This window comes from Enterococcus eurekensis (assembly GCF_042654605.1).
Classification (GTDB): Bacteria; Bacillota; Bacilli; order Lactobacillales; family Enterococcaceae; genus Enterococcus_I; species Enterococcus_I eurekensis.
Genome location: NZ_JBHSGT010000063.1, coordinates 13,380 through 33,882, shown reverse-complemented (window position 1 = coordinate 33,882; position 20,503 = coordinate 13,380). Strand labels below are relative to the sequence as shown.

Below are 20,503 nucleotides of genomic sequence, written 5' to 3'. Positions count from 1 at the left end.
TATGAATGAGTAAAGTTAAAAAAGGGATTCTTATAGTTACTGTTTTAGCTGTCGCTGGATATTTCTTAATTTACTTTATGTTAAGTCAACAAAGTAGTAGTATAGGGACGATTACTGAGATTAATCAAGAACACATCACCATTTTAACTGATAAATACAAAGAAGAAAATAGTGAGAAAATACAAGGTGATTTGGCTTTTAGATGGGAACAAGCTGCTGAATATCAAGTGGGAGATCGTATTAAAATTTACATGAAGGACCCTATTTTAACAAGTTTTCCTGGTCAAGCAACGGTCACAGAAATTAAAAAAATAGATGAAGAAAAAAACAAATAAAGATTGCTACCGATTGAAAATCGATGAAGAAAATCTTATTCAGTTAACACCCCCCTGAATCAAAGACCTGCCTCATACAAGTCTTTGATTCAGGGGTTATCTAATACTTAGTGTTGATGATAAACTATCATAGTTTTTTTCAGTCAAGGAATTCAATTTTTTTGAATATCACTATTGCGATAGTCTCATCTGTAAAAAGGTGTGATAACCCGTTAAGTGCTTTAGCCCCTAACTAGAGCTTGAAGCTTTCGATCTGAGAGACCATAGGATCGAAGCGGTCTCGTAGCATCCGCCTACAAGGATATTTTTCGTAGAGGAGCGGGAGGCTAGGACCCTGTTGTTTATAGGGAACAAAAAATCGGTAGAGGTTTTTCTCTACCGAATCTGAATACTATTTTTATTTTTGGTCCATCAGCACTAACGGACGAGCAAGCTTCGTTTTTTATCATTCACCGTATTTTTTATCTAAAGCTAAATTTAATAGGCGAGTGGCTAAATGGGCGTTGCGAGCTAAGATTGGTCCATGGAAATAAGAACCAAAGACGTTGCGGTAAATCACGCCTTCACCTTGATCATCGCCATTGTTGCCATGACCTTCAACGACTGTACCGAGTGGACGCTCATTTTCTCCTAGGAAAGTGCGGCCGTTATGATTTTCAAATCCAACATAGGTTTCGTTAAAATCTTCATTGAATATTTTAACATCGCCAATGAATCGATGATTGTCCTGGCGAATTGTGTAGTGATCAAGCGCACTAATTCCAGGAATTCGATCACCATCTGCCGTCTCATAATAATGTCCTAATAATTGGTAGCCACCGCAAATCGCTAACATGACACCATCATTTTCGATATATTTAACAAGTTCATCGCGTTTGCTTTTTAAATCAGCAGAAACAATCTTTTGTTCATAATCTTGTCCGCCACCAAAAAAGACAAAGTCATAATCTGAAGCTTGGAAGGGTTCATAAATACTGACGATTGAAATCTCAAAATCGATATTCATTTTTTTAGCTAAGTAATTTAAAACGAGTAAATTACCGTTATCACCATAAGTATTTAGTAGATTCCCATAGAGGTGGGCAACACGTAGTTGGCGTTTTTCCATCTTAGTTGCCTCCTTTCAAGATGCCTTGTTCGGTTAATTTTTGACGTAATTGTAAAACGGCTGTATAAGTAGCTAAGATATATACATTTTCTGTTGGTAATTCAGGAATTTTTTTAATCACATCGTTTAATGATGCCAATTCCGTAATCCTGTCTTCAGCGATTCCTGCAACTTGTAGACGGAAAGTCATGTCTTGACGACGGTCGCCACCAGTTAAAACTTGTGGAATGTCACGTTTCGTTAGATTTTCGTAAGAACCGTCCCAAATCCAGCTAATATCAATTCCATCTGCATAGTTGGCGTTGAGTAAACAAACGAGCGAAAATTCTTCGGGAGATAAGTTCATTGTATCAATCACTTGGTTTAAGCCAACAGGATTTTTAACGAGTACAAGTGTACATTTTTTATCACCAATCTGAATGACTTCTTGGCGTCCAAAGATTTTTTCATCGTAACCGAGACCGTGACGAATTTGGTCAGCTGAAAGTCCATAATGTTCACCAACAGCAGCTGCAGTTAAGGCGTTGTAGACATTGTAAAGGCCCCCAACTTCAATTTTATAATCATGCTGATCAATCGTAAATTCAGAAGAAACATTCGTCATCTGGCCAAGGTGAGTTAAACGGTAATCCAGTTCAGGTCGTTTAAAATCACAATATGGACAGTAATACTTCCCAAGATTCGCATAGGTAATCATTTGATAATGTAAAATATGTTGGCAGTGAGGACATAAGATGCCATCCGTATTTGGATGAGCCATCTGTTCTTCATCGGGTAAATGATCAAAGCCATAATAGATTCGTGGATTAGGAGTCTCTTTTGAGTTGAAAATCGGTGAATCACCATTAGCCAAAATAGTCGCTTCTGGTGCATGGGCCGCTCCGTCTAAAATCATTTGATAGGTCGTATAAATTTCACCATAGCGATCCATTTGGTCGCGGAAAATATTGGTGAAAACGAAAAGCTTCGGTTTGATATAGGTTGTGACTTTGGCTAAGCTAGCCTCATCAATTTCTAAAACAGCAAATTTCTTCTGTCCTTTTTTCGTTTTCGCACTTAAAAAAGTTGAAACAATCCCTTGGACCATATTAGCTCCTGTTGGATTGGTCAAAACATTATCGAATTTTTGCTGTAAAATTTTAACAATTAATGCAGTTGTCAATGTTTTACCATTTGTTCCGGTGACAACAATCACTTCGTAGTCTTTTGCTAAATGGTCAAGAATTTTAGGGTCAAGTTCTAAAGCGATTTTTCCCGGATAGCTCGATCCACCCTTGAAAAATGTCTTTAAGACCCACTGTGCTGTTTTGCCGACCGATGCCGCAAAATAATGTCTGATATTCATTTGAAACCTCCAGTATATTGGGAAAGGTTAAAAACCATCCAAATTCAATTAATCATACCATATTCGAGCGAAAAGATAAAAAAGCTTTTACATAATTTAAATAAAAAAACGCAAATAAAGGGGATGTGGCATTCGTCACATCCCCTAAATCATTAGCCGATAATAATTTTTTCTGTTGGGTACTCATAGCCAAGGTCACGTGTTTCTTTTGGTACGAATAATAGCAAGGTATAAAGCATACCGATTCTTCCGATAAACATAAGCATGCCGATAACTAATTTACCAAAATTTGATAAATCAGCAGTAATGCCAAGAGACATACCCGTCGTTCCAAAAGCTGAGGCGACTTCCACGATAATCGAAATTAGCGAGAAATCTTCTGTGGCAGTCAAGATAATGACACTACTAAAACACATGGCTAAGGAAAGCATGAAAACGATAACGGCTTTTTGTACATCGTTGTTATCGATTTGTCGGCCAAAAACATTGACTCTGGATTCACTTTTCAAGAAAGAGAATAAATATAGACCGATAATCATGACCGTTGTTGTCCGCACACCACCACCGACGGAACTTGGACTACAGCCAATAAACATCAACATCGAAAAAATCAGCAAGGTCGTTGTTTGAAAGTCGCTAATGTCATGAATTTGTAGCCCAGCATTTCTCGTAGTTGCAGAGTAGAACATACTTGTTATCAACGTTTCAAAAAAAGAACTATTTTGGAACATATAGTTTTTTTCGAGTAAGAAGATGACAATCGTTCCGCCAATAAATAAAATGACAAAAGATGAGACCGAGATTTTTGTAAACAGTGAAAAACGAAAAGGCAATTGATGTAAGTCCTTTTTCTTTATTTTTTGTAGAAACCAAGAGCGAAAATCCATAATAACTGGAAAACCGATACCACCGATAAAAATTAAGAACATGATGGCCAATAGGAATCCAACGTTTTCGGCGTAAGGGACAATTGAATGGCCGGTAACGTCAAATCCAGAGTTGGTTACAGCTGAAATTGCTTGGTAAAACCCGTTGAAAAAAGCATCAAACCAATTATCATAAAAACCTTTAACTTTAAAATGAATTCCAAAAATAATGCCACCAATAATTTGAAAACTAATTAGAATTAAAAAGGTTGTGCGAATCAAATTAACAATTCCACTCAGTCGAGGTTGATTCATATCGGTCATAATGAGTTGTCGTTGCTTTAATGAAATTTTACGATTGGACACGATAAAGAAAAAAGTAGAAATCATCATAATACCGAGACCGCCAATTTGGAATAAAATTGAGAGTAAGACGACGCCGTTTTGATTGAAGACTTCATTAATTGGAAAAGTTGAGAGTCCCGTCACACTAATCGTACTGACAGCCATAAAGAGTAAATCAATAAAAGACGCCTCGCTGCCTGATTGCCGAAAAATAGGTAAGTAAAAAAGGCCTAATGCCACGATTGTCATCACAATATAATAACTGACAATAATTTGAATTGAAGAGATTCGCTGATAAAAGAATAGACGATTTCGCCTGAAAAATAAGCGGATTTTTCGTTCCAAAGACATGAATGTTCCTCCTAGAAAGGTTGATATTACTGTTAGTATAACAAATTTTGCAACAGAAAAGGTCTAGAAAGAGTGATTCAATAAAAAGATTGTCAATTACAATTGATCGTTAAAGCTTAGAATCAAAAGCTATGTTATACTTATTTCAAATAAAGCAATGAAAGAGGAGGGAATAAAGTGAAAAGTTTTATAAAAAATTGGGGGCTTTTTTTACTCGTATTAGCCGCATTTATTATCCTTCGAGTATACTTTTTAACGCCGGTTTCGGTGAAAGGGCACTCCATGGATCCCACCTTGAACGATGGTCAAAAATTGTTAACGTTAAAAACGCAAGAAGCAGATCGTTTTGATATTATCACATTAAAAGAACCTGACGATTTAAGTAAATTGGCGGTAAAAAGGGTGATAGGCTTACCCGGTGAAACCGTTGAAATGCACGATGATCAATTAACAATTGATGGTAAAAATGTACCAGAACCGTATTTAGAAGAATATTTAACGCTTTTTGCAGCCGAAAATTTAGCTAAAGTCTACGAATACAATCCGGACTTCCAAGCGATTGCAGAAAATGCGACGAACTTTACCGACGATTTCACATTCACTGTTCCAGAAGATGAGTATTTTGTTTTAGGAGATAACCGTCTCGTTTCAAAAGACAGTCGCTATTTTGGCTTTGTGAAAGACTCGTATGTTCAAGGTAAGGTTATCTGGCGTTATTGGCCAATTAACGAAATGAAAATATTTAATTAATTTGAAATTAACAACATGATGAAAATAAAGGAGCGAAAAATAGATGGAAAAACTAACAATCAATGTCAAAGATACTTCACATACACTACCAATTGAAAATGGTTCATGGGTTTTAAAACGTGAACAAGGTTACTCACCTGTCCAAATGCTTGTTTCAGCAGTCGCAAGTTGTGGAGGTTATGTCTATGCCTCGGTGTTGAATAACTCAAAAATTCCACACGAAATCGAAAAAATTGAAGTTAGTTACTTACGGGATGAAAAACGTAAGACAAATCCTGTTGAATCGATTGATTTTGTTATCCATGCCAAAATTGCTGAAGAATTTCATGAGAAAGCCGAGCGTTGTGTCAAATTAATTTCACCGAATTGTCCGGTCATTCAATCGATTGACCCAGCCATTGTGGTAACTGAAGCGGTTAAATTTATTTAAAGGAGCAAAAGCGATGCGAGGAAAAGAAGTTTATTTGGCCGAGTTACGTGCAGGCGATAGTGAATTGTTTGCGCAGTGGCAGTGGGATGAAGCCTTTATGCAAGGCATCAGTGAAGATGTTTTTCATCCGTTTAACATTGATGATTGGGAAAAAATGTTTAGTGATACGATGAGTAATGAAGATTTTTATTTTACGATTCGTCGGACAATGAATGATCAACTGATTGGTTTTATTTCTTTAACCAATGTTTACTTTAAAAATCGGCATGGAGCTATCGGAATTGGGATTCCACACGCTGAAAATCGTGGGAAAGGTTATGGAACCGAGGCAATTGAGTTATTATTAGCCTTTGCTTTCGATCATTTAGGTTTACACAAGGTCCGTCTGAGTGTCCACGGATTTAATCAAAAGGCTTTGAATGTTTACAAAAAAATTGGTTTTGTTCAAGAAGGCGTGAATCGTGAGAGCGTTTATAAAAGTGGTAAATGGTACGATCAAATTGATTTTGGTCTATTGCAAACCGAATGGCGTATTAATGAAAATAATAAAATTCGACGTTTTGAACGTGATTTAGGTTAAGGTTACAATTTTAGCTTAATAATCACTTCTTCTTAGTGGAGAAGTGATTATTTTTTGTAAAATTTATCGTTTTTCGATAAAAATTAATTGAAAAACAATTTATTAAGTTTTATAATGGGCGCATCAAATAAAGAGGTGGTTCAATTGAAAACAAAAGCAATCTTTTTTAAAGGTGTGATTATCCTATTCGTAACGATTATATCGTTTCTGACATTTTTAATAGGGATAGAAGTATTCACGAGTGGAGAAACGAGTAAATCATTTACCATTCCCCTGTTCTTTACTTCAATTCTTTTAACAGATTTGTTTGCATTTAGTGCCTTGTTTTATTTATATCAAATAGTTTCCTTAATTGGAAATGAGCAAGCTTTCTCAAATCAAATTCTACCTTTAGCTAAGAAGTTAAATCAACGGATGGTGGGAATGGCTGTGACTTTTTGTGGTATTTTACCTTTTGTCTATCGGGTGGCTGAATTAGATGATGCACCAGGGTTAATCATTGTTGGTCTAATGATTGTTTCCATTCCTTTTTCACTCGTTGTTTTTGGAAAAATCGTTGAGGAATTATTTAAGCAAGCGGTCTATCTAAAGCGTGATCAAGACCTAACGATTTAAGGAGGGATAAAATGGCTATTTTAGTGAACTTAGATGTGATGTTAGCAAAAAGAAAAATGAGTGTGACGGAGCTCTCAGAAAAAATTGATATTACAATGGCAAATATTTCAATTTTAAAAAATGGCAAAGCAAAAGCGATTCGCTTTTCAACCTTAAGTAAAATCTGTGAAGTGCTTGACTGCCAACCGGGAGACTTATTGGTTTATGAGGAAAGTGAGCATGAATAAGCATAAAAAGTGTGAATCAAATGCAAAATCTTAAGCTTATGAATCATGTGAAAGAATTTACTGTAAAATTTTCACGTTTTCAAGTATAATACCAAAGGAGCAAGTGGAGGAGAAAGATGGCACAATTATTTTTTAAATACGGCGCAATGAATAGTGGGAAATCAATTGAAATTTTAAAAGTTGCCCACAATTATGAAGAACAAAACAAACCAGTCGTCCTAATGACAAGTGGGATTGATACGCGTGCGGGCGTTGGTAAAGTCGCTAGTCGTATTGGTATTGAAAAAGAAGCGTTACCGATTCATGAAGGTACCGATATCTTTCAAACGATTCAAGCGCTCGATTATACACCGTATTGTGTGTTAATTGATGAGTCACAATTTTTGTCCAAACATCATGTATTGTCGTTAATGAAAATCGTCGATGAGTTGAACATTCCGGTGATGGCGTTTGGCTTGAAGAATGATTTTATGAATGAGCTGTTTGAAGGCTCTAAGTATCTTTTGCTATACGCTGATAAAATTGAAGAAATGAAAACCATTTGTTGGTTTTGTCATAAAAAGGCCATCATGAACTTGCGCTATGTGAACGAAGTGCCTGTCTATGAAGGTGAGCAAGTCCAGATTGGTGGTAACGAAGCGTACTTCCCAGTTTGCCGTCAACATTATTTTAATCCAAAAATGAATAATCAATAAAGAAAAGGAGTATTTCCATGTACGATCAATTACAATCCATTGAAGACCGTTATGAAGAGCTAGGGGAATTATTAAGTGACCCTGAAGTCGTTTCTGATACGAAGCGTTTTATGGCTTTGTCAAAAGAAGAGGCAAATACACGCCAAACCGTTGCTGTGTATCGTCGTTATAAAGTCGTTGTTGAAGGAATCAGTGAAACAGAAGAACTATTGTCTGAGAATTTAGATGCTGATATGGCTGAAATGGCGAAAGAAGAACTAAGCGATTTAAAGAAAGAAAAAGAAGAACTAGAAGAGCAAATTAAAATTTTACTTTTACCAAAAGACCCGAATGATGATAAAAATATTATTATGGAAATTCGTGGAGCAGCTGGTGGAGATGAAGCGGCGTTATTTGCGGGCGATTTATTTGAAATGTATCAACGTTACGCGGATGCGCAAGGTTGGAAAGTTGAAGTGATGGACGCCAACGTTACAGGAATCGGTGGCTACAAAGAAGTCATCATGATGATTACTGGTGAAAATGTCTTCTCAAAATTAAAATACGAAAGTGGTGCACACCGTGTGCAACGTGTGCCATCAACTGAATCACAAGGACGAATTCATACGTCAACTGCAACGGTTGTTGTCTTACCGGAAGCAGAAGAAGTTGAGCTTGATTTAGCCGATAAAGATATTCGTATCGATATCTATCATGCATCTGGTGCCGGTGGTCAGCACGTCAATAAAACCGCTTCTGCCGTTCGTTTAACGCATATTCCAACTGGGATTGCTGTTGCGATGCAAGATGAACGTTCACAAATTAAGAACCGTGAAAAAGCGATGAAAGTCCTACGTGCCCGTGTTTATGATAAATTAGAACAAGAAGCGCGTAGCGAATATGATGCAAACCGTAAATCAGCAGTTGGAACTGGGGATCGTTCAGAACGAATCCGTACGTATAACTTCCCGCAAAACCGTGTAACCGATCATCGAATTGGTTTAACGATTCAAAAATTAGACCAAATTTTAGCAGGAAAATTAGATGAAGTTGTCGATGCATTAATTTTATACGATCAAACATCGAAATTGGATGAGTTGCAAAATGGCTAAAACCTATCGAGAAGTCCTCTTTTGGGCTTCTTCTTTTTTAGAAGATGCCGGGATTGATGGTTCTCATATTTTATATGTTTTTTTAGGTCGGAAAAAATGGAGTAAGACCGATTGGTTATTAAATTGGAACCGGGAAATGCCAGAAGCAGAAGAGGGACAATTAAAACGTGATTTAGAAAAATTAAAAGCCCATTATCCCCCGCAGTATTTATTGGGTTTTGAAGAATTTTATGGTCGGATGTTCAAAGTTACCGAAGATACATTAATTCCTAGACCAGAAACGGAAGAACTTGTGGCCTTATGTTTAGCAAAAGGGACGCCAGAAGCAGCTTATGTTGTCGATGTTGGGACTGGGACGGGTGCGATTAGTATCACGCTTAAATTAGAACGCCCTGTTTGGCAAGTCGCCACGGTTGATCTTTCGCAGGAAGCTTTAAACGTGGCACAAGAAAATGCTACGAAACTAGGAGCGAAATTGGATTTTTATTTAGGGGATACGTTAAGTCCGATTCAACAACCAATTGATATTTTAATTTCGAATCCCCCTTATATTGGAGTAGAAGAATGGGAAATGATGGACGAAAGCGTTCGAACCTTTGAACCCAAAATGGCCTTATTTGCTGAAAATCATGGCTTAGCGATTTATGAACAGTTAGCCAAAGAGGCTAGTCAGAAATTGGCGAAAGACGGCAAAATCTTTTTAGAGATTGGTTATTTACAAGGCAAAGCGGTTCGAAGCCTTTTTCAAACGTATTTCCCACATAAAAAAGTAAGTGTTCATCAAGATTTAAGCGGACAAGATCGCATGGTTGTTGTCGAATAACTTATCCACAAAACTGTGGATAATAATAAATTTCAAAGGGTTCAAATCTTAAGAAAACCTTGAGAAATAAACAAATAAAGCCTTTTAGTGAATTACCCACAGAGAAATCCACACTTGACAAAGTAGTTATCCACAAAATGTGGGTAACTTTGGTGGAAATGTTGATAACTCACCAACAGTTAAGAAAAAGGATGTGTATAACTTGTGGAAACAAAAAAATTCCATCAACAAGAAATAAAAGAAGCGGCGGCAATTTTACGTGAAGGTGGCTTAGTCGCCTTTCCAAGTGAGACCGTCTACGGCTTAGGAGCCAATGCAACATTAGCGGATGCCGTAAAAAAAGTCTTTGCTGTGAAAGGACGTCCGAGTGACAATCCCTTGATTGTTCACGTGGAAAACTTTGAACAAGTGAAGCAATACGTCGATAATTTTCATCCATTGACTTCAAAAATCGTCGAGCAATTTTGGCCGGGACCGCTAACGTTAATTTTTAAAATTAAACCAGGTGCCTTACCAAGTGTCGTTTCAGCCGGTTTATCAACGGTTTCATTTCGGATGCCTAATCATCCATTAACATTAGAATTAATTAAAGAGGTCGGTCAGCCTTTAGTTGGTCCAAGTGCAAACACATCAGGTCGCCCGAGTCCGACCCAAAGTCAGCATGTCTACCATGATTTAAAAGGTAAGATTGAAGGGATTCTGGAAGGCGGTTCAACGGAGATTGGTGTGGAATCAACTGTTTTAGATCTTAGTGATCCCATTCAACCACCAATGATTTTACGTCCTGGAGCAGTGACGAAAGAAGTTTTAGAAGAAACACTCGGTGTGACCGTTTTAGTCGATCAACATTTAGTTGAAGAAAACCAAGCACCCCGTTCCCCAGGAATGAAATACAAACACTATGCGCCAAAAACGAAAGTCTTGATGGTTCAGCCAACAGATTGGGCAGAGGCTTTTGATTGGGCTAAGAAGCAAGATTTAAAGGTTGGTGTTTTGGCTAGTCCAGAGCTACGAGCAGCCTATCAAGCGCAAATGACAGCTAGTTATCCTTTAGTCGATGAAAGTATCGCATCTGCCGCCAAAGGGTTATTTGCCGGGTTACGAGCTTTGGATGAAGAACAAGTTGATTTAATCTTTGCTCCTGTTTTTCCAGAAGTCGGTTTAGGCGTGGCTTACATGAATCGTCTGAAAAAATCCGCTAATCAACAATTTTTTAAAGTGTAAAATGAATATTGTTGCATGTTAAACTGATTATCGTTCGCCTTTAATCAGTTTTTTTGTAATTATCAGCAAAAATATTATAAAAATAGTCTTAAAAATTTCAATACTCGAATGATATGTGCTACAATCAAATTAACTTATTTTTGAAGGGATGTTTGTGTTAGATGGATTACAAGGAATTTGATAAAGAATTATGGCAAGCAATTAAAGACGAAGGAATTCGCCAACAAAATAATATCGAGCTAATTGCCTCTGAAAACATTGTCTCAGAAGGTGTAATGGCTGCTCAAGGCAGTATTTTAACAAATAAATATGCAGAAGGTTATCCAGGTCGTCGTTATTACGGTGGATGTGAATTCGTTGATATTGTTGAAGATTTAGCAATTGATCGTGCAAAAGAAATTTTTGGTGCTAAATTTGCCAACGTTCAAGCACACTCAGGTTCTCAAGCAAATACTGCAGCATACCTTTCTTTAGTTGAACCAGGTGATACAATTTTAGGTATGGATTTATCTGCAGGTGGTCACTTAACTCATGGTTCACCAGTTAACTTTAGTGGTAAAACTTATAACTTTGTTCCTTATGGTGTCGACCCATCAACAGAAGTGATTGATTATGAAGTTGTTCGTATTTTAGCACGTAAACATCAGCCAAAATTAATCGTAGCTGGCGCAAGTGCGTATTCTCGTACGATTGATTTTTCTAAATTTAAAGAAATTGCCGATGAAATTGGTGCCAAATTAATGGTCGATATGGCACATATCGCAGGTCTAGTAGCAACAGGTGATCATCCAAATCCAGTACCATATGCAGATGTCGTTACTTCAACAACACATAAAACATTGAGAGGTCCGCGTGGCGGTTTAATTTTAACTAACGATGAAGATTTAGCAAAAAAAATCAATAGCGCGATTTTCCCAGGCATTCAAGGTGGTCCATTAGAGCACGTGATTGCGGGTAAAGCAGTTGCCTTTAAAGAAGCTTTACAAGATGACTTCAAAGAATACACAGCACAAATCATCAAAAATGCACAAGCAATGGCGAAAGTTTTCAACCAATCAACAAAAGCACGCTTAGTTTCAGGTGCGACAGATAACCATTTATTATTAATTGAAGTAACTGGTTTTGAAATGACTGGTAAACAAGCGGAACAATTATTAGACACAGTTAGCATTACCGTTAATAAAAACTCTATTCCGTTTGAAACATTAAGCCCATTCCAAACAAGTGGTATTCGTGTTGGAACACCAGCGATTACAAGCCGTGGTTTTAAAGAAGAGGCCGCTGCAGAAGTCGCAAAACTAATCATCAAAGTATTAGAAAACAAAGACAATGCTGAAGTTTTAGCTGAAGTAAAACAAGAAGTATTAGCTTTAACAGACGCTCACCCATTAAAAATTAAATAATTCGATTTTATTTTTCGAACAATGAGAACACCACCTATCATCATAAAAAGATGATAGGTGGTATTTTGAGTATTAAGAAATCAAAGAATTAAACGTGAGTTGCTGTTATTTTAGATAACCGAAATCGGTTAATTCTTCATAAGTATAGGCTTCGTCAATCATGCCTTTACCTTTTGACCAAGCAATGATTTTATCGAATTGCTCTTGAGTGACAGCATCCGCGTAAGGGTAATCTGCTTCTTGGCTATCAAGATAGTTACTCATCGCATCAGGGAATTGGTATTTGCTTAAAGTATCCGTATATTCGCTCGCTTTGTGAGCGTTCATATAATCAATCGCTTTGTTATAGGCACGGTAGAAAGCTGCGACGTCTTGGGGTCGTTCAGTTAATAGTTGATCGGTAAATTGAATCGTTCCACCTTTAATTCCAGCTTCTTTTGAACCACCTAAAATCACGGCTCCTTGGGCAGCAAGCATTGAAGCTTGTGGTTCTGTATAAACAGCTGCATCGACTTCGCCCGTCATCAAGGCTTCACTGCGTGCTGAAAAACTTGGAATTTCAACGATTTGATACGTAAAATCATCTTCAGTCGCAAAGACATCCATAATGTATTCTAAAATAAAATTCGGAACGAGTGTCACTTTTTTATCCGCCAATTGTTTCATTTCGGTAATGTTTGATTGTGGCGAAGCGAGAATCTTGAAATCTTCTAAAATGCCAGAAGTAATCGTCATGTCGATACCATTTTTTTTAAAAGTCGCTTCGGTCATGACATCGCTAATCGTGCCATCAATTGTTTTAGCTTGGATGGCTACGTTCCGATCATTCGGCGACGAAAAAGATTTAATTGAAACATTAGTACCTTCTTCAGTGAAAAAGCCTTGTTCGTGAGCGATAATAATCGGTAGAGCAGATTCCGCAGGTAAAATCCCAAAATTAATTGTTTCACGAGTTCCAGTAGCTACTTTTTCGCTACTTGCCTCAGGTGTCGTTGAAGAGTATGATTCGGGTGTTTTTTCTGAACTGCTACAAGCAGCTAAAGTAAGCAGTGTCAGTGTCGTTAAAGTGGCTAAAAGTGTTTTTTTCATGGATTAAAGTTCTCCTAACATTTTTTTGAAATCCGTCATTGTAAAGGTGTATGGTACAACTTCGCGGCATAATTCTAAAGGATTGGTTGATTTAGAATTGAAGCTAGGCTTAGTTGTAAAGGCTAGTTTAAAACCTAGCTCCTCTAATATGGTGATACTTTTCACATTATAAAGTCCAAAAGGATATGCAAAAACTTCTGTATCGGTGACGAAATCATTGTTACGTAAAATATCTGCAGCAACGTTTGCAGGTGATTCCCACATGCATCGACTTTCTTCGATCCCGTGTCGTTGATGGAAATGGTGGGTATGATTCGCTGTTGTAAAAACATCACTCATTTCGGCAATTTCATCAAAGCTTAGGACTTGAGAGAAGGCTTCCGCGTAGGGACTTGCTTCCTCGAAAACCCAACCAGATGGCTCAAACAAAACAGCAGGAATATTTAGAGCCTTTAAAATCGGGTAAGCATATTTTTTTTGGGATTGATAAGCATCATCAAATGTAATTAAAATGGCTTTATCAGGAAGTGGTGTCGCATTTTCATAAAAAGCTTTAATTTGTTCAAGTGTTAAAAAGTTGTAGCCATTGTCTTTTAAGTAAGACATTTGTTCTGAAAAATTTTCGGTGCTATTATATAACGGTAATGGTAAGCGATCTTCGTAACCGTCAGCCACGTGGATCGGCCGTTGACCAGCATCGATTTCTTTTTGTGGACGTATTTCATGAAATACTAAAGTTAAAAACATTGTGTAACCTCCTACTTTTTATCTTTAATAGTATAGCACAAACGTGTAAAATGGAACGTATAATTTAGGAGGATTTTTTGTGGAAATTCAAATAAAAAACTTAAACTTTCAATTTAAAAATAACATCATTTTTCAAAATCTGAATTATACATTTCAGGAAAATAAAATTTATGTTCTAGTCGGTCCTTCAGGTGTGGGCAAAAGCACATTCTTGGATTTACTGACGAAATCACTGACTCCGAGCCAAGGAGAAGTGATCTATCACGATTTTTCAGCGCAAGAGGTGATGACGGTTTTTCAAAACAATCAACTCTTTCCTTGGCTAAAAGTCATTGATGCGTTGCGATTACCGTTGAAAATTCAAAAAGTTGCCAAAGAACAGCAAATTACTAAAGTTAAGACCCTTTTAGAAGACTTGAATTTAACGCCATTGGCTGAACAAAAAGTCGCAACTTTAAGTGGTGGGCAAGCACAACGGGTTGCGATTGGACAAGGATTGGTCGTTAAGCCGTCTTTTCTGTGCTTGGATGAGCCAACGTCTTCTTTAGATATGGAAAGCAAAGAAGAGATTCAGCGGTTGATTTTACAAGAACAAAAAAAGCACGGCAACACGTTATTCATCGTTACCCATGATATTGAAGAGGCGGCTTTTTTAGGCGATGAGATTTTACTAATTCGTAATCAACAACTGCATCCTTTAACGAATCCAACAAAAACACTCCGAGAACGACGAGATAGCTTGGATTTTTATGAATTTTGTATTCAGTTGAGAAAGGAAGTGCGCCGTCGATGAAACAAAAATCATATTGGCTGAGCTCTTTTCTTTTGGGCGTTTTATCGTTTGTTTTATTATGGTGGTTGTTGGCAATGTTGCTGAAAAATCGGGCGATTCCTGCACCATGGGAGACTTTTCAAACCATTTGGTCGCTAAAAGACCAAGTCCTTCTACACACTTTGGCGAGTCTAGGTAGAATGACGCTCGCTTTATTTTTTGCCTTTATGGTCGGTGTACCTTGTGGGATTGTGCTGAGTCTTTCGCCCCGTTTAAATCGCTTGTTATCTCCCTTACTTTATTTTTTATATCCCTTACCCAAGGTCGCTTTCTTGCCGGTCTTTATGATTTTTTGGGGCTTAGGTAATTTGTCTAAAATCATTTTGTTATTTACAATCATTGTTTTACAAATGATTGTCTTAGTTCGAGATGGGGTTAATCAAATCCCGAGAAATTATCAAAGAACGATGACGAATTTTCATGCCAGTCTAGGACAGAGAATTTATTATTTAATTTTGCCGGCAATTTATCCGCATTTATTAGCGAGTTTACGCGTCAGTATTGGAATTGCGTTAGCTTCCCTATTTTTTGCAGAGAACTATGCAACAACATATGGTTTAGGATATTTAATCTTAAGTGCTTGGACGAAGATGGCTTATGATGAAATGTTTGCGGGGATTTTTTGTATCGCCTTGCTAGGTTTTGCATTGTTTACTTTACTCGATGCTTTAGAGAAGCGACGAGCGGAATAAGAATCTTGTTCAGACGGATAAAATCGTTGAGAACTTGCGAAAGATTGCGAAGTTTCCTTGTCTGAAAAGCCAATATGCTTTACAATAATAACAACAAAGAAAAGGAGCGATTCAAATGGGAAAATTTCAAGTAATTGATCATCCATTAATTCAACATAAGTTAACAATTATCCGTGATAAAAACAGTGGCACGAAAGTCTTTCGTGAGGTTGTTGATGAAATTGCGATGTTAATGGCTTATGAAATTTCACGTGATTTACCAGTGGAAGAAGTTGAGATCGAAACACCAATGGTTCGTTCAGTCCAAAAACAATTATCAGGTAAAAAAGTAGCGATTATTCCAATTTTACGTGCAGGTTTAGGGATGGTTGATGGGATTTTACAATTAATTCCAGCGGCAAAAGTTGGTCACGTTGGATTATACCGTGATGAAGAAACATTAGAACCACACGAATATTTCGTAAAATTACCAGAGGATATCTCAAGTCGTCAATTACTTGTAGTGGATCCAATGTTAGCAACAGGTGGTTCAGCGGTGATGGCGATTGATGCATTAAAAAATCGCGGTGCTTCAAACATTAAATTTGTTTGTCTTGTTGCGGCTCCGGAAGGCGTGAAAGTTTTACAAGAAGCGCATCCAGATGTAGATATTTACACGGCAGCGTTAGATGAGAAATTGAATGAAAATGGCTATATCGTTCCTGGTTTGGGCGATGCTGGCGATCGTTTATTCGGTACGAAATAAGAAATTAAAGAAAAGACGTGTCAAAGTCGCAACGAATACTCGTTGGGAACTTGACACGTCTTGCTTTATTTATTAACTAATCTTTTTTAATTCTTTGTAGTTGATGATAATCACACCATTACTTCTAACCATCAAATCACGATTTTTTTTCGTTTCGTCGATTCCGACGACCGCAGAGTTTTTCAACTGCTTAATAATGGTACCAGTTTCAGCTTGATCTTTCACGGTAAAGCTGACAGGTGTTTCAACCTTAAATTCTAAACCAAATTCCGACGGGACAATAGTTGTTTCAAACTTGCCAAATGTTGCCATGTTCCAAAAAACCTCCCTTTTCTATAATTCTATTATAGCACAGATTGACGAAAATGAGAAATTTTCAAGAAAATGTTCGAAAATTCTAATTAAAAAAATACTTGTCATTTTTTATTTTTTATTTTTTTCATTAAAAACACGAAAGGGATTCTTTAAAAAAGATTGAAAGTTGGAAGCTTTGCTTTCTTTTGTCAGCAAACCACTTTATAATAGAGAAGTATTTCTTAAGAAAAGAGAGAAGCGATGAATAAAAATATATTTAGAAACGATAATCGAATTGATTATGGCGTGATTTTACCAGTCTTTTTATTATGTTTAATTGGAATTGCTTCGTTATACGTTGCGTACGATCAAGCACCGATGTTTACCGGAAGCCCCTTGCGTGAAGCGTTTAAGCAAGCAATCTGGTGTGGTGTCGGTATGATTGCAGTTGCCATTATTATGCAAGTTAATGTCAAGTGGCTTTGGAAATTGACGCCGTTCCTTTACTTGAGTGGTTTAGTCGTCATGGGGTTGTTGACGCAATTTTATGACCGTGCAACTTTTGCTTTGACGGGTTCTAGAAACTGGTTTCGTTTTGGAAGTTTTAGTTTTCAACCAGCCGAATTAATGAAAATTGCTGTGATACTGATGTTGGCTTATGTGGTTACGAAACACAATAGTCGCCATCGAAAGAATAAAAGCTTAAAAACCGATGGTATCTTAATTGCCAAAATGTTAGCCGTGATTTTACCAGTTATTATTTTAATTATGATTCAAGATGACTTTGGCACGATGCTCGTATTTATTGCGATCTTAGGCGGCGTATTTTTAATGTCGGGAATTTCATGGAAAATTATTATTCCGACCATTTCAGTGGTCTTATTGATTGGTGCGGGAACGATTTTCCTTGTACTAAGTGACACTGGCCGTGAGTTTTTGTATTCAATTGGCTTTTCAAATTATCAATTTGCTCGAATCGATTCTTGGATTGATCCATTCCATGATGTTCAAGGGAATTCGGCGCAAGTCGCCAATGCCTTAATGGCCATCGGTTCAGGCGGGATGACTGGAAAAGGTTTTAACGTCAGTGATATTTATATCCCGGTACGAGAGTCTGACATGATTTTTACCGTTCCTGCTGAAAATTTCGGTTTTGTTGGCGGTAGTTTTATTATTTTACTTTACTTTGTTTTGATTTATCGAATGTTGCGCGTTTGTTTTGATACAAATAATGAGTTTTATGCGTACATTGCAACGGGAATTATCATGATGATTTTATTCCACGTTTTTGAAAATATTGGCGCAAATATTGGATTACTACCACTGACAGGGATTCCGTTACCATTTATTAGTCAAGGGGGATCGGCTTTGTTGAGTAATATGATGGGTGTCGGTTTAATTTTATCAATGCGTTATCAAATGGAAAAAGGGGCAGAAGTATGATTACGTTATATGGGTATACAAAATGTAGTACATGTCGTGATGCGAAAAAATGGTTAGAGGCAAAAGGTTATGAAGTTGATTTTATTGACCTAGTCCAAGAACCACCGAAAGTAGAACTTTTACAACAATGGATTGAAAATAGTGAATTACCTATCCGCCGTTTCTTCAATACTAGCGGTCAGCTGTATCGAGCAGAGGGCTTGAAAGATTTTATTGATGGCTATACAATAGAGGAAGCTAGTAAAAAGTTAAACAGCAATGGCATGTTGATTAAACGTCCGATTTTAGTAAAAGATAATCAATTTCTAGCAAACGGCTTTAAAGAAGAAGTTTATGAAGGGGTTTTGTGAAAATGAAACAAACATGTTTGAAACGAAAAGATAATTTATGGATCTTATTCAATGGGAGCGAATATGTCATTGGCTTAACCAATGAAGCGCAAGAAGAGTTGGGCGATATTACCTTTGCTGATTTACCAATTGTCAATCAAGAAGTCAAACAAGGCGAAACACTTCTAGAGGTCGAAGCTGAAAAAGCTGTTAATGAATTTTCAAGTCCATTGACAGGCGTTATTTCATCTGTGAATGAAAAAATCGACGCCGATATTACCGTTTTAAATGACAGCGATGAGATGAACGCATGGCTGATTAGTTTAAAAAACGTATCGGAAGAAGAATTTCAAGAATTATAATTAATATCGAAAGAGTAGCGGCTAATAATAGTGCTACTCTTTTTTTAAAGCAAAAAAACCGGAAAACCATCGTGGATTTTCCGGTTAATAGTCTATTATTCAGCAGGAGCAGCTTCTTCTTCGTCTGCTTCTTCTTCAGTTGTGCGAGGTTCGCTAATAGCAACGATTTGTTCGATTGCTTCAGTAATGATTTCGTAGTCATCTGACTTCGGTAAATCAGCAATCGTCAACGCATCACCAATGTTCAATGAAGTAATGTCGACTTCGATGCGTTCTGGTAATTTATCTGGAGTTGCTGAAACGATCACGTTGTATAAGTTTTGTGTTAATAAACCACCGGCTTTAACACCTGGTGCCACCCCAACTAAAACAACTTCGGCTTCAACTTCTGTTACTTCAGACATATCAACGGATAAGAACTCAACGTGAGTAATTTCTTTCGTGAATGTGTCTGTTGTAAATTGATGAATTAATGTATTAATCTTTTCACCATCAATTGTCAATTTGACAACGCTGTTTAGACCTTCTGTTCTTAAAATGCGTTTGAATTCAATTGCGTCGACTGCGATAGGTGTACTTTCGATTTTGTACCCATTAACGATTGCAGGGATCTTTCCTTCGTGACGTAATTTGTTACGGGTTGCGCGTGGGCGCGTACTTCTTTTACTTACTTCCAATGATACTGACATAACTCAATTCCTCCTAATTTTTCTGCCAAAAGACAGTCATTTCGAAGTAAATTTTTGTTACTCTTGCACATTAAAGGTTAGGAGTGCGCACAAAAAGTTGCGCGTAAAAAGGTAGCAAAATGCTACCCAGAAAGGTAAAGTTCACTTTCTCCACCAGCTCATAACACTGTGTGTAGTTAGAAACATATATTTACTTTACCTCTTAACCATAGGACGAATATCAATTTATGTCAAGCCATTGCCTTTTTCTCTCATAATCAAAGTTAAAATTGAGGAGTTTTCTTAACCTTTTTTCTTTTTCCAATACGTCATCTAAGGTATAATCGTTTCAGAAAGAAAGGGAAGGTTATGCGTTTAGATAAATTGATTGAAGAGCAATTACAGACTTCTCGTAAAGAAATGAAGCGCCTTTTCCTACGTAAAAAGGTTAGCGTTGATGGAAAAATCACGCTCAATGATAGTCAAAATGTTGATAGTGAGCTTCATCAAATTGAGGTCGACGGTCAACGTCTTTTAACAAATGAGGTCTATTATTTACTAGCCAAACCAAAAGGCGTGGTTACGGCGAAGCGTGATAGGGAACATCAAACGGTTTTTGATTTATTAAAATCAGAAGCAAAAGTAGACCAATTGGTTCCAGTTGGACGTTTGGATCGGGATACGGAAGGTTTGCTTTTAATGACGAGTAATGGACAGTTAGTTTATGATTTGCTACATCCGACGAAAAAAGTGGTGAAAGTCTATCAAGCAGTCATTAATGAGCATGTAACCCAAGAGGATGTCGAAGCGTTTGCTGAAGGTATTGTATTTTTGGATGGGCCAAAGTGTCAGCCGGCCCAATTAACGATTTTGGCTTACGACGAAAAGACCAACGAAAGCTTCGTCGAATTAGCGATTTCAGAAGGCAAGTTCCATCAAGTTAAAAAAATGTTCTTAGCTTGTGGGAAAAAAGTCATCGCTTTAAAAAGGGTTGCGATGGGGCCTTTACGTTTAGAAAATCTCGAAATGGGAAGTTATCGAAAATTGACAGCGGAAGAGTTGCAACAATTAAAAGCTTATTTCCGCTAAAAATGAATCAAGAAGGGGAATATCA

The 20,503-nt window shown here is 37.2% G+C and carries 25 protein-coding genes; 18 read left to right on the top strand and 7 right to left on the bottom strand.

Annotated elements, in window-relative coordinates; translation table 11 throughout:
• Window positions 1–5 precede the first annotated feature (5 nt).
• Window positions 6–335 (top strand): DUF3221 domain-containing protein, encoded by a 330-nt coding sequence (locus ACFO3L_RS10430; protein WP_379967102.1) that lies wholly within the window; start codon window positions 6–8, stop codon window positions 333–335.
• Between the two features lie 445 nt (window positions 336–780).
• Here the strand turns inward: ACFO3L_RS10430 and ACFO3L_RS10425 are convergent, their stop codons facing one another.
• The 3 genes from ACFO3L_RS10425 to ACFO3L_RS10415 form a co-directional block, all read right to left on the bottom strand.
• Window positions 781–1,443, bottom strand: a complete 663-nt coding sequence (locus ACFO3L_RS10425) for a type 1 glutamine amidotransferase (RefSeq protein WP_379967099.1) — start codon at window positions 1,441–1,443, stop codon at window positions 781–783.
• A 1-nt stretch (window position 1,444) separates the two neighbouring features.
• Window positions 1,445–2,788 carry a MurT ligase domain-containing protein gene (locus ACFO3L_RS10420; RefSeq protein ID WP_379967096.1) on the bottom strand — a complete coding sequence of 448 codons (1,344 nt, stop codon included), beginning with the start codon at window positions 2,786–2,788 and terminating at the stop codon, window positions 1,445–1,447.
• 152 nt (window positions 2,789–2,940) lie between these two features.
• On the bottom strand, window positions 2,941–4,350 hold the full coding sequence (locus tag ACFO3L_RS10415; RefSeq protein ID WP_379967093.1) for a TrkH family potassium uptake protein: 1,410 nt from the start codon (window positions 4,348–4,350) through the stop codon (window positions 2,941–2,943).
• A 177-nt stretch (window positions 4,351–4,527) separates the two neighbouring features.
• Here ACFO3L_RS10415 and lepB point away from each other — a divergent pair, with 177 nt between their 5' ends.
• From lepB to glyA, 10 genes are all read left to right on the top strand, one after another.
• Entirely contained in the window at window positions 4,528–5,100 is a 573-nt protein-coding gene (gene lepB / locus ACFO3L_RS10410; RefSeq protein ID WP_379967090.1) for a signal peptidase I, read from the top strand.
• Window positions 5,101–5,143: 43 nt separating this feature from the next.
• Window positions 5,144–5,530: an OsmC family protein gene (locus tag ACFO3L_RS10405; RefSeq protein ID WP_379967087.1), complete on the top strand. Its 387-nt coding sequence runs from the start codon at window positions 5,144–5,146 to the stop codon at window positions 5,528–5,530.
• A 13-nt stretch (window positions 5,531–5,543) separates the two neighbouring features.
• Window positions 5,544–6,110, top strand: coding sequence for a GNAT family N-acetyltransferase (locus ACFO3L_RS10400; RefSeq protein ID WP_379967084.1), 567 nt, complete (start codon window positions 5,544–5,546; stop codon window positions 6,108–6,110).
• 144 nt (window positions 6,111–6,254) lie between these two features.
• On the top strand, window positions 6,255–6,725 hold the full coding sequence (locus ACFO3L_RS10395; RefSeq protein WP_379967081.1) for a DUF2975 domain-containing protein: 471 nt from the start codon (window positions 6,255–6,257) through the stop codon (window positions 6,723–6,725).
• 11 nt (window positions 6,726–6,736) lie between these two features.
• The gene (locus ACFO3L_RS10390) at window positions 6,737–6,952 is read left to right on the top strand and encodes a helix-turn-helix domain-containing protein (protein WP_379967078.1); all 216 of its coding nucleotides are present in this window, start codon (window positions 6,737–6,739) and stop codon (window positions 6,950–6,952) included.
• A gap of 116 nt (window positions 6,953–7,068) precedes the next feature.
• Entirely contained in the window at window positions 7,069–7,647 is a 579-nt protein-coding gene (locus ACFO3L_RS10385; protein WP_379967075.1) for a thymidine kinase, read from the top strand.
• A gap of 17 nt (window positions 7,648–7,664) precedes the next feature.
• Window positions 7,665–8,738, top strand: coding sequence for a peptide chain release factor 1 (gene prfA / locus ACFO3L_RS10380; RefSeq protein ID WP_379967072.1), 1,074 nt, complete (start codon window positions 7,665–7,667; stop codon window positions 8,736–8,738).
• The gene (gene prmC / locus ACFO3L_RS10375; RefSeq protein ID WP_379967069.1) at window positions 8,731–9,561 is read left to right on the top strand and encodes a peptide chain release factor N(5)-glutamine methyltransferase; all 831 of its coding nucleotides are present in this window, start codon (window positions 8,731–8,733) and stop codon (window positions 9,559–9,561) included. The genes prfA and prmC overlap by 8 nt, the downstream gene beginning before the upstream one ends.
• A 204-nt stretch (window positions 9,562–9,765) precedes the next feature.
• Window positions 9,766–10,785: an L-threonylcarbamoyladenylate synthase gene (locus ACFO3L_RS10370; RefSeq protein ID WP_379967066.1), complete on the top strand. Its 1,020-nt coding sequence runs from the start codon at window positions 9,766–9,768 to the stop codon at window positions 10,783–10,785.
• A 161-nt stretch (window positions 10,786–10,946) separates the two neighbouring features.
• A complete protein-coding gene (gene glyA / locus ACFO3L_RS10365) occupies window positions 10,947–12,188 on the top strand; it encodes a serine hydroxymethyltransferase (protein ID WP_379967063.1) in 1,242 nt (413 codons plus the stop codon).
• A 105-nt stretch (window positions 12,189–12,293) separates the two neighbouring features.
• Here the strand turns inward: glyA and ACFO3L_RS10360 are convergent, their stop codons facing one another.
• Together ACFO3L_RS10360 and ACFO3L_RS10355 are read right to left on the bottom strand one after the other, a co-directional pair.
• Window positions 12,294–13,277, bottom strand: coding sequence for an ABC transporter substrate-binding protein (locus tag ACFO3L_RS10360; RefSeq protein ID WP_379967060.1), 984 nt, complete (start codon window positions 13,275–13,277; stop codon window positions 12,294–12,296).
• A 3-nt stretch (window positions 13,278–13,280) separates the two neighbouring features.
• A complete protein-coding gene (locus ACFO3L_RS10355; protein WP_379967057.1) occupies window positions 13,281–14,024 on the bottom strand; it encodes a polysaccharide deacetylase family protein in 744 nt (247 codons plus the stop codon).
• 79 nt (window positions 14,025–14,103) lie between these two features.
• Here ACFO3L_RS10355 and ACFO3L_RS10350 point away from each other — a divergent pair, with 79 nt between their 5' ends.
• The 3 genes from ACFO3L_RS10350 to upp all read left to right on the top strand — a co-directional run bounded on the left by ACFO3L_RS10350 (window position 14,104) and on the right by upp (window position 16,293).
• Complete coding sequence (locus ACFO3L_RS10350; protein WP_379967054.1) at window positions 14,104–14,817, top strand: ABC transporter ATP-binding protein; 714 nt, start codon at window positions 14,104–14,106, stop codon at window positions 14,815–14,817.
• Window positions 14,814–15,548, top strand: a complete 735-nt coding sequence (locus ACFO3L_RS10345) for an ABC transporter permease (RefSeq protein WP_379967051.1) — start codon at window positions 14,814–14,816, stop codon at window positions 15,546–15,548. Before ACFO3L_RS10350 ends, ACFO3L_RS10345 begins: the two co-directional genes overlap by 4 nt.
• 115 nt (window positions 15,549–15,663) lie before the next feature.
• Window positions 15,664–16,293, top strand: a complete 630-nt coding sequence (gene upp, locus ACFO3L_RS10340) for a uracil phosphoribosyltransferase (RefSeq protein WP_379967048.1) — start codon at window positions 15,664–15,666, stop codon at window positions 16,291–16,293.
• Window positions 16,294–16,365: 72 nt separating this feature from the next.
• Here upp and ACFO3L_RS10335 read toward each other — a convergent pair whose 3' ends face one another.
• Window positions 16,366–16,605: a hypothetical protein gene (locus ACFO3L_RS10335; RefSeq protein WP_379967045.1), complete on the bottom strand. Its 240-nt coding sequence runs from the start codon at window positions 16,603–16,605 to the stop codon at window positions 16,366–16,368.
• Between the two features lie 243 nt (window positions 16,606–16,848).
• On the opposite strand from ACFO3L_RS10335, the gene ACFO3L_RS10330 reads away from it, so the two are divergent.
• The 3 genes from ACFO3L_RS10330 to ACFO3L_RS10320 are packed head-to-tail and all read left to right on the top strand — an operon-like array spanning window position 16,849 to window position 18,721.
• On the top strand, window positions 16,849–18,030 hold the full coding sequence (locus ACFO3L_RS10330; protein WP_379967042.1) for an FtsW/RodA/SpoVE family cell cycle protein: 1,182 nt from the start codon (window positions 16,849–16,851) through the stop codon (window positions 18,028–18,030).
• A complete protein-coding gene (locus ACFO3L_RS10325) occupies window positions 18,027–18,380 on the top strand; it encodes an arsenate reductase family protein (RefSeq protein ID WP_379967039.1) in 354 nt (117 codons plus the stop codon). Before ACFO3L_RS10330 ends, ACFO3L_RS10325 begins: the two co-directional genes overlap by 4 nt.
• 2 nt (window positions 18,381–18,382) lie before the next feature.
• Window positions 18,383–18,721, top strand: a complete 339-nt coding sequence (locus ACFO3L_RS10320) for a glycine cleavage system H family protein (protein WP_379967036.1) — start codon at window positions 18,383–18,385, stop codon at window positions 18,719–18,721.
• Between the two features lie 95 nt (window positions 18,722–18,816).
• Here ACFO3L_RS10320 and ACFO3L_RS10315 read toward each other — a convergent pair whose 3' ends face one another.
• Window positions 18,817–19,410, bottom strand: coding sequence for a 50S ribosomal protein L25/general stress protein Ctc (locus tag ACFO3L_RS10315; protein ID WP_379967033.1), 594 nt, complete (start codon window positions 19,408–19,410; stop codon window positions 18,817–18,819).
• Between the two features lie 348 nt (window positions 19,411–19,758).
• On the opposite strand from ACFO3L_RS10315, the gene ACFO3L_RS10310 reads away from it, so the two are divergent.
• A complete protein-coding gene (locus ACFO3L_RS10310) occupies window positions 19,759–20,478 on the top strand; it encodes a pseudouridine synthase (RefSeq protein ID WP_379967030.1) in 720 nt (239 codons plus the stop codon).
• Window positions 20,479–20,503: the final 25 nt, after the last annotated feature.

Bases quoted from the DNA above. Each gene is read 5' to 3' on its own strand.
- ACFO3L_RS10390 (WP_379967078.1), top strand. From the start codon at position 6,737: ATGGCTATTTTAGTGAACTTAGATGTGATGTTAGCAAAAAGAAAAATG.
- ACFO3L_RS10310 (WP_379967030.1), top strand. From the start codon at position 19,759: ATGCGTTTAGATAAATTGATTGAAGAGCAATTACAGACTTCTCGTAAA.
- ACFO3L_RS10405 (WP_379967087.1), top strand. From the start codon at position 5,144: ATGGAAAAACTAACAATCAATGTCAAAGATACTTCACATACACTACCA.
- ACFO3L_RS10345 (WP_379967051.1), top strand. From the start codon at position 14,814: ATGAAACAAAAATCATATTGGCTGAGCTCTTTTCTTTTGGGCGTTTTA.
- ACFO3L_RS10325 (WP_379967039.1), top strand. From the start codon at position 18,027: ATGATTACGTTATATGGGTATACAAAATGTAGTACATGTCGTGATGCG.
- ACFO3L_RS10430 (WP_379967102.1), top strand. From the start codon at position 6: ATGAGTAAAGTTAAAAAAGGGATTCTTATAGTTACTGTTTTAGCTGTC.
- ACFO3L_RS10330 (WP_379967042.1), top strand. From the start codon at position 16,849: ATGAATAAAAATATATTTAGAAACGATAATCGAATTGATTATGGCGTG.
- prmC (WP_379967069.1), top strand. From the start codon at position 8,731: ATGGCTAAAACCTATCGAGAAGTCCTCTTTTGGGCTTCTTCTTTTTTA.
- ACFO3L_RS10315 (WP_379967033.1), bottom strand. From the start codon at position 19,410: ATGTCAGTATCATTGGAAGTAAGTAAAAGAAGTACGCGCCCACGCGCA.
- ACFO3L_RS10335 (WP_379967045.1), bottom strand. From the start codon at position 16,605: ATGGCAACATTTGGCAAGTTTGAAACAACTATTGTCCCGTCGGAATTT.
- prfA (WP_379967072.1), top strand. From the start codon at position 7,665: ATGTACGATCAATTACAATCCATTGAAGACCGTTATGAAGAGCTAGGG.
- ACFO3L_RS10425 (WP_379967099.1), bottom strand. From the start codon at position 1,443: ATGGAAAAACGCCAACTACGTGTTGCCCACCTCTATGGGAATCTACTA.
- upp (WP_379967048.1), top strand. From the start codon at position 15,664: ATGGGAAAATTTCAAGTAATTGATCATCCATTAATTCAACATAAGTTA.
- ACFO3L_RS10420 (WP_379967096.1), bottom strand. From the start codon at position 2,788: ATGAATATCAGACATTATTTTGCGGCATCGGTCGGCAAAACAGCACAG.
- ACFO3L_RS10400 (WP_379967084.1), top strand. From the start codon at position 5,544: ATGCGAGGAAAAGAAGTTTATTTGGCCGAGTTACGTGCAGGCGATAGT.
- ACFO3L_RS10355 (WP_379967057.1), bottom strand. From the start codon at position 14,024: ATGTTTTTAACTTTAGTATTTCATGAAATACGTCCACAAAAAGAAATC.
- ACFO3L_RS10415 (WP_379967093.1), bottom strand. From the start codon at position 4,350: ATGTCTTTGGAACGAAAAATCCGCTTATTTTTCAGGCGAAATCGTCTA.
- ACFO3L_RS10320 (WP_379967036.1), top strand. From the start codon at position 18,383: ATGAAACAAACATGTTTGAAACGAAAAGATAATTTATGGATCTTATTC.
- glyA (WP_379967063.1), top strand. From the start codon at position 10,947: ATGGATTACAAGGAATTTGATAAAGAATTATGGCAAGCAATTAAAGAC.
- ACFO3L_RS10360 (WP_379967060.1), bottom strand. From the start codon at position 13,277: ATGAAAAAAACACTTTTAGCCACTTTAACGACACTGACACTGCTTACT.
- ACFO3L_RS10385 (WP_379967075.1), top strand. From the start codon at position 7,069: ATGGCACAATTATTTTTTAAATACGGCGCAATGAATAGTGGGAAATCA.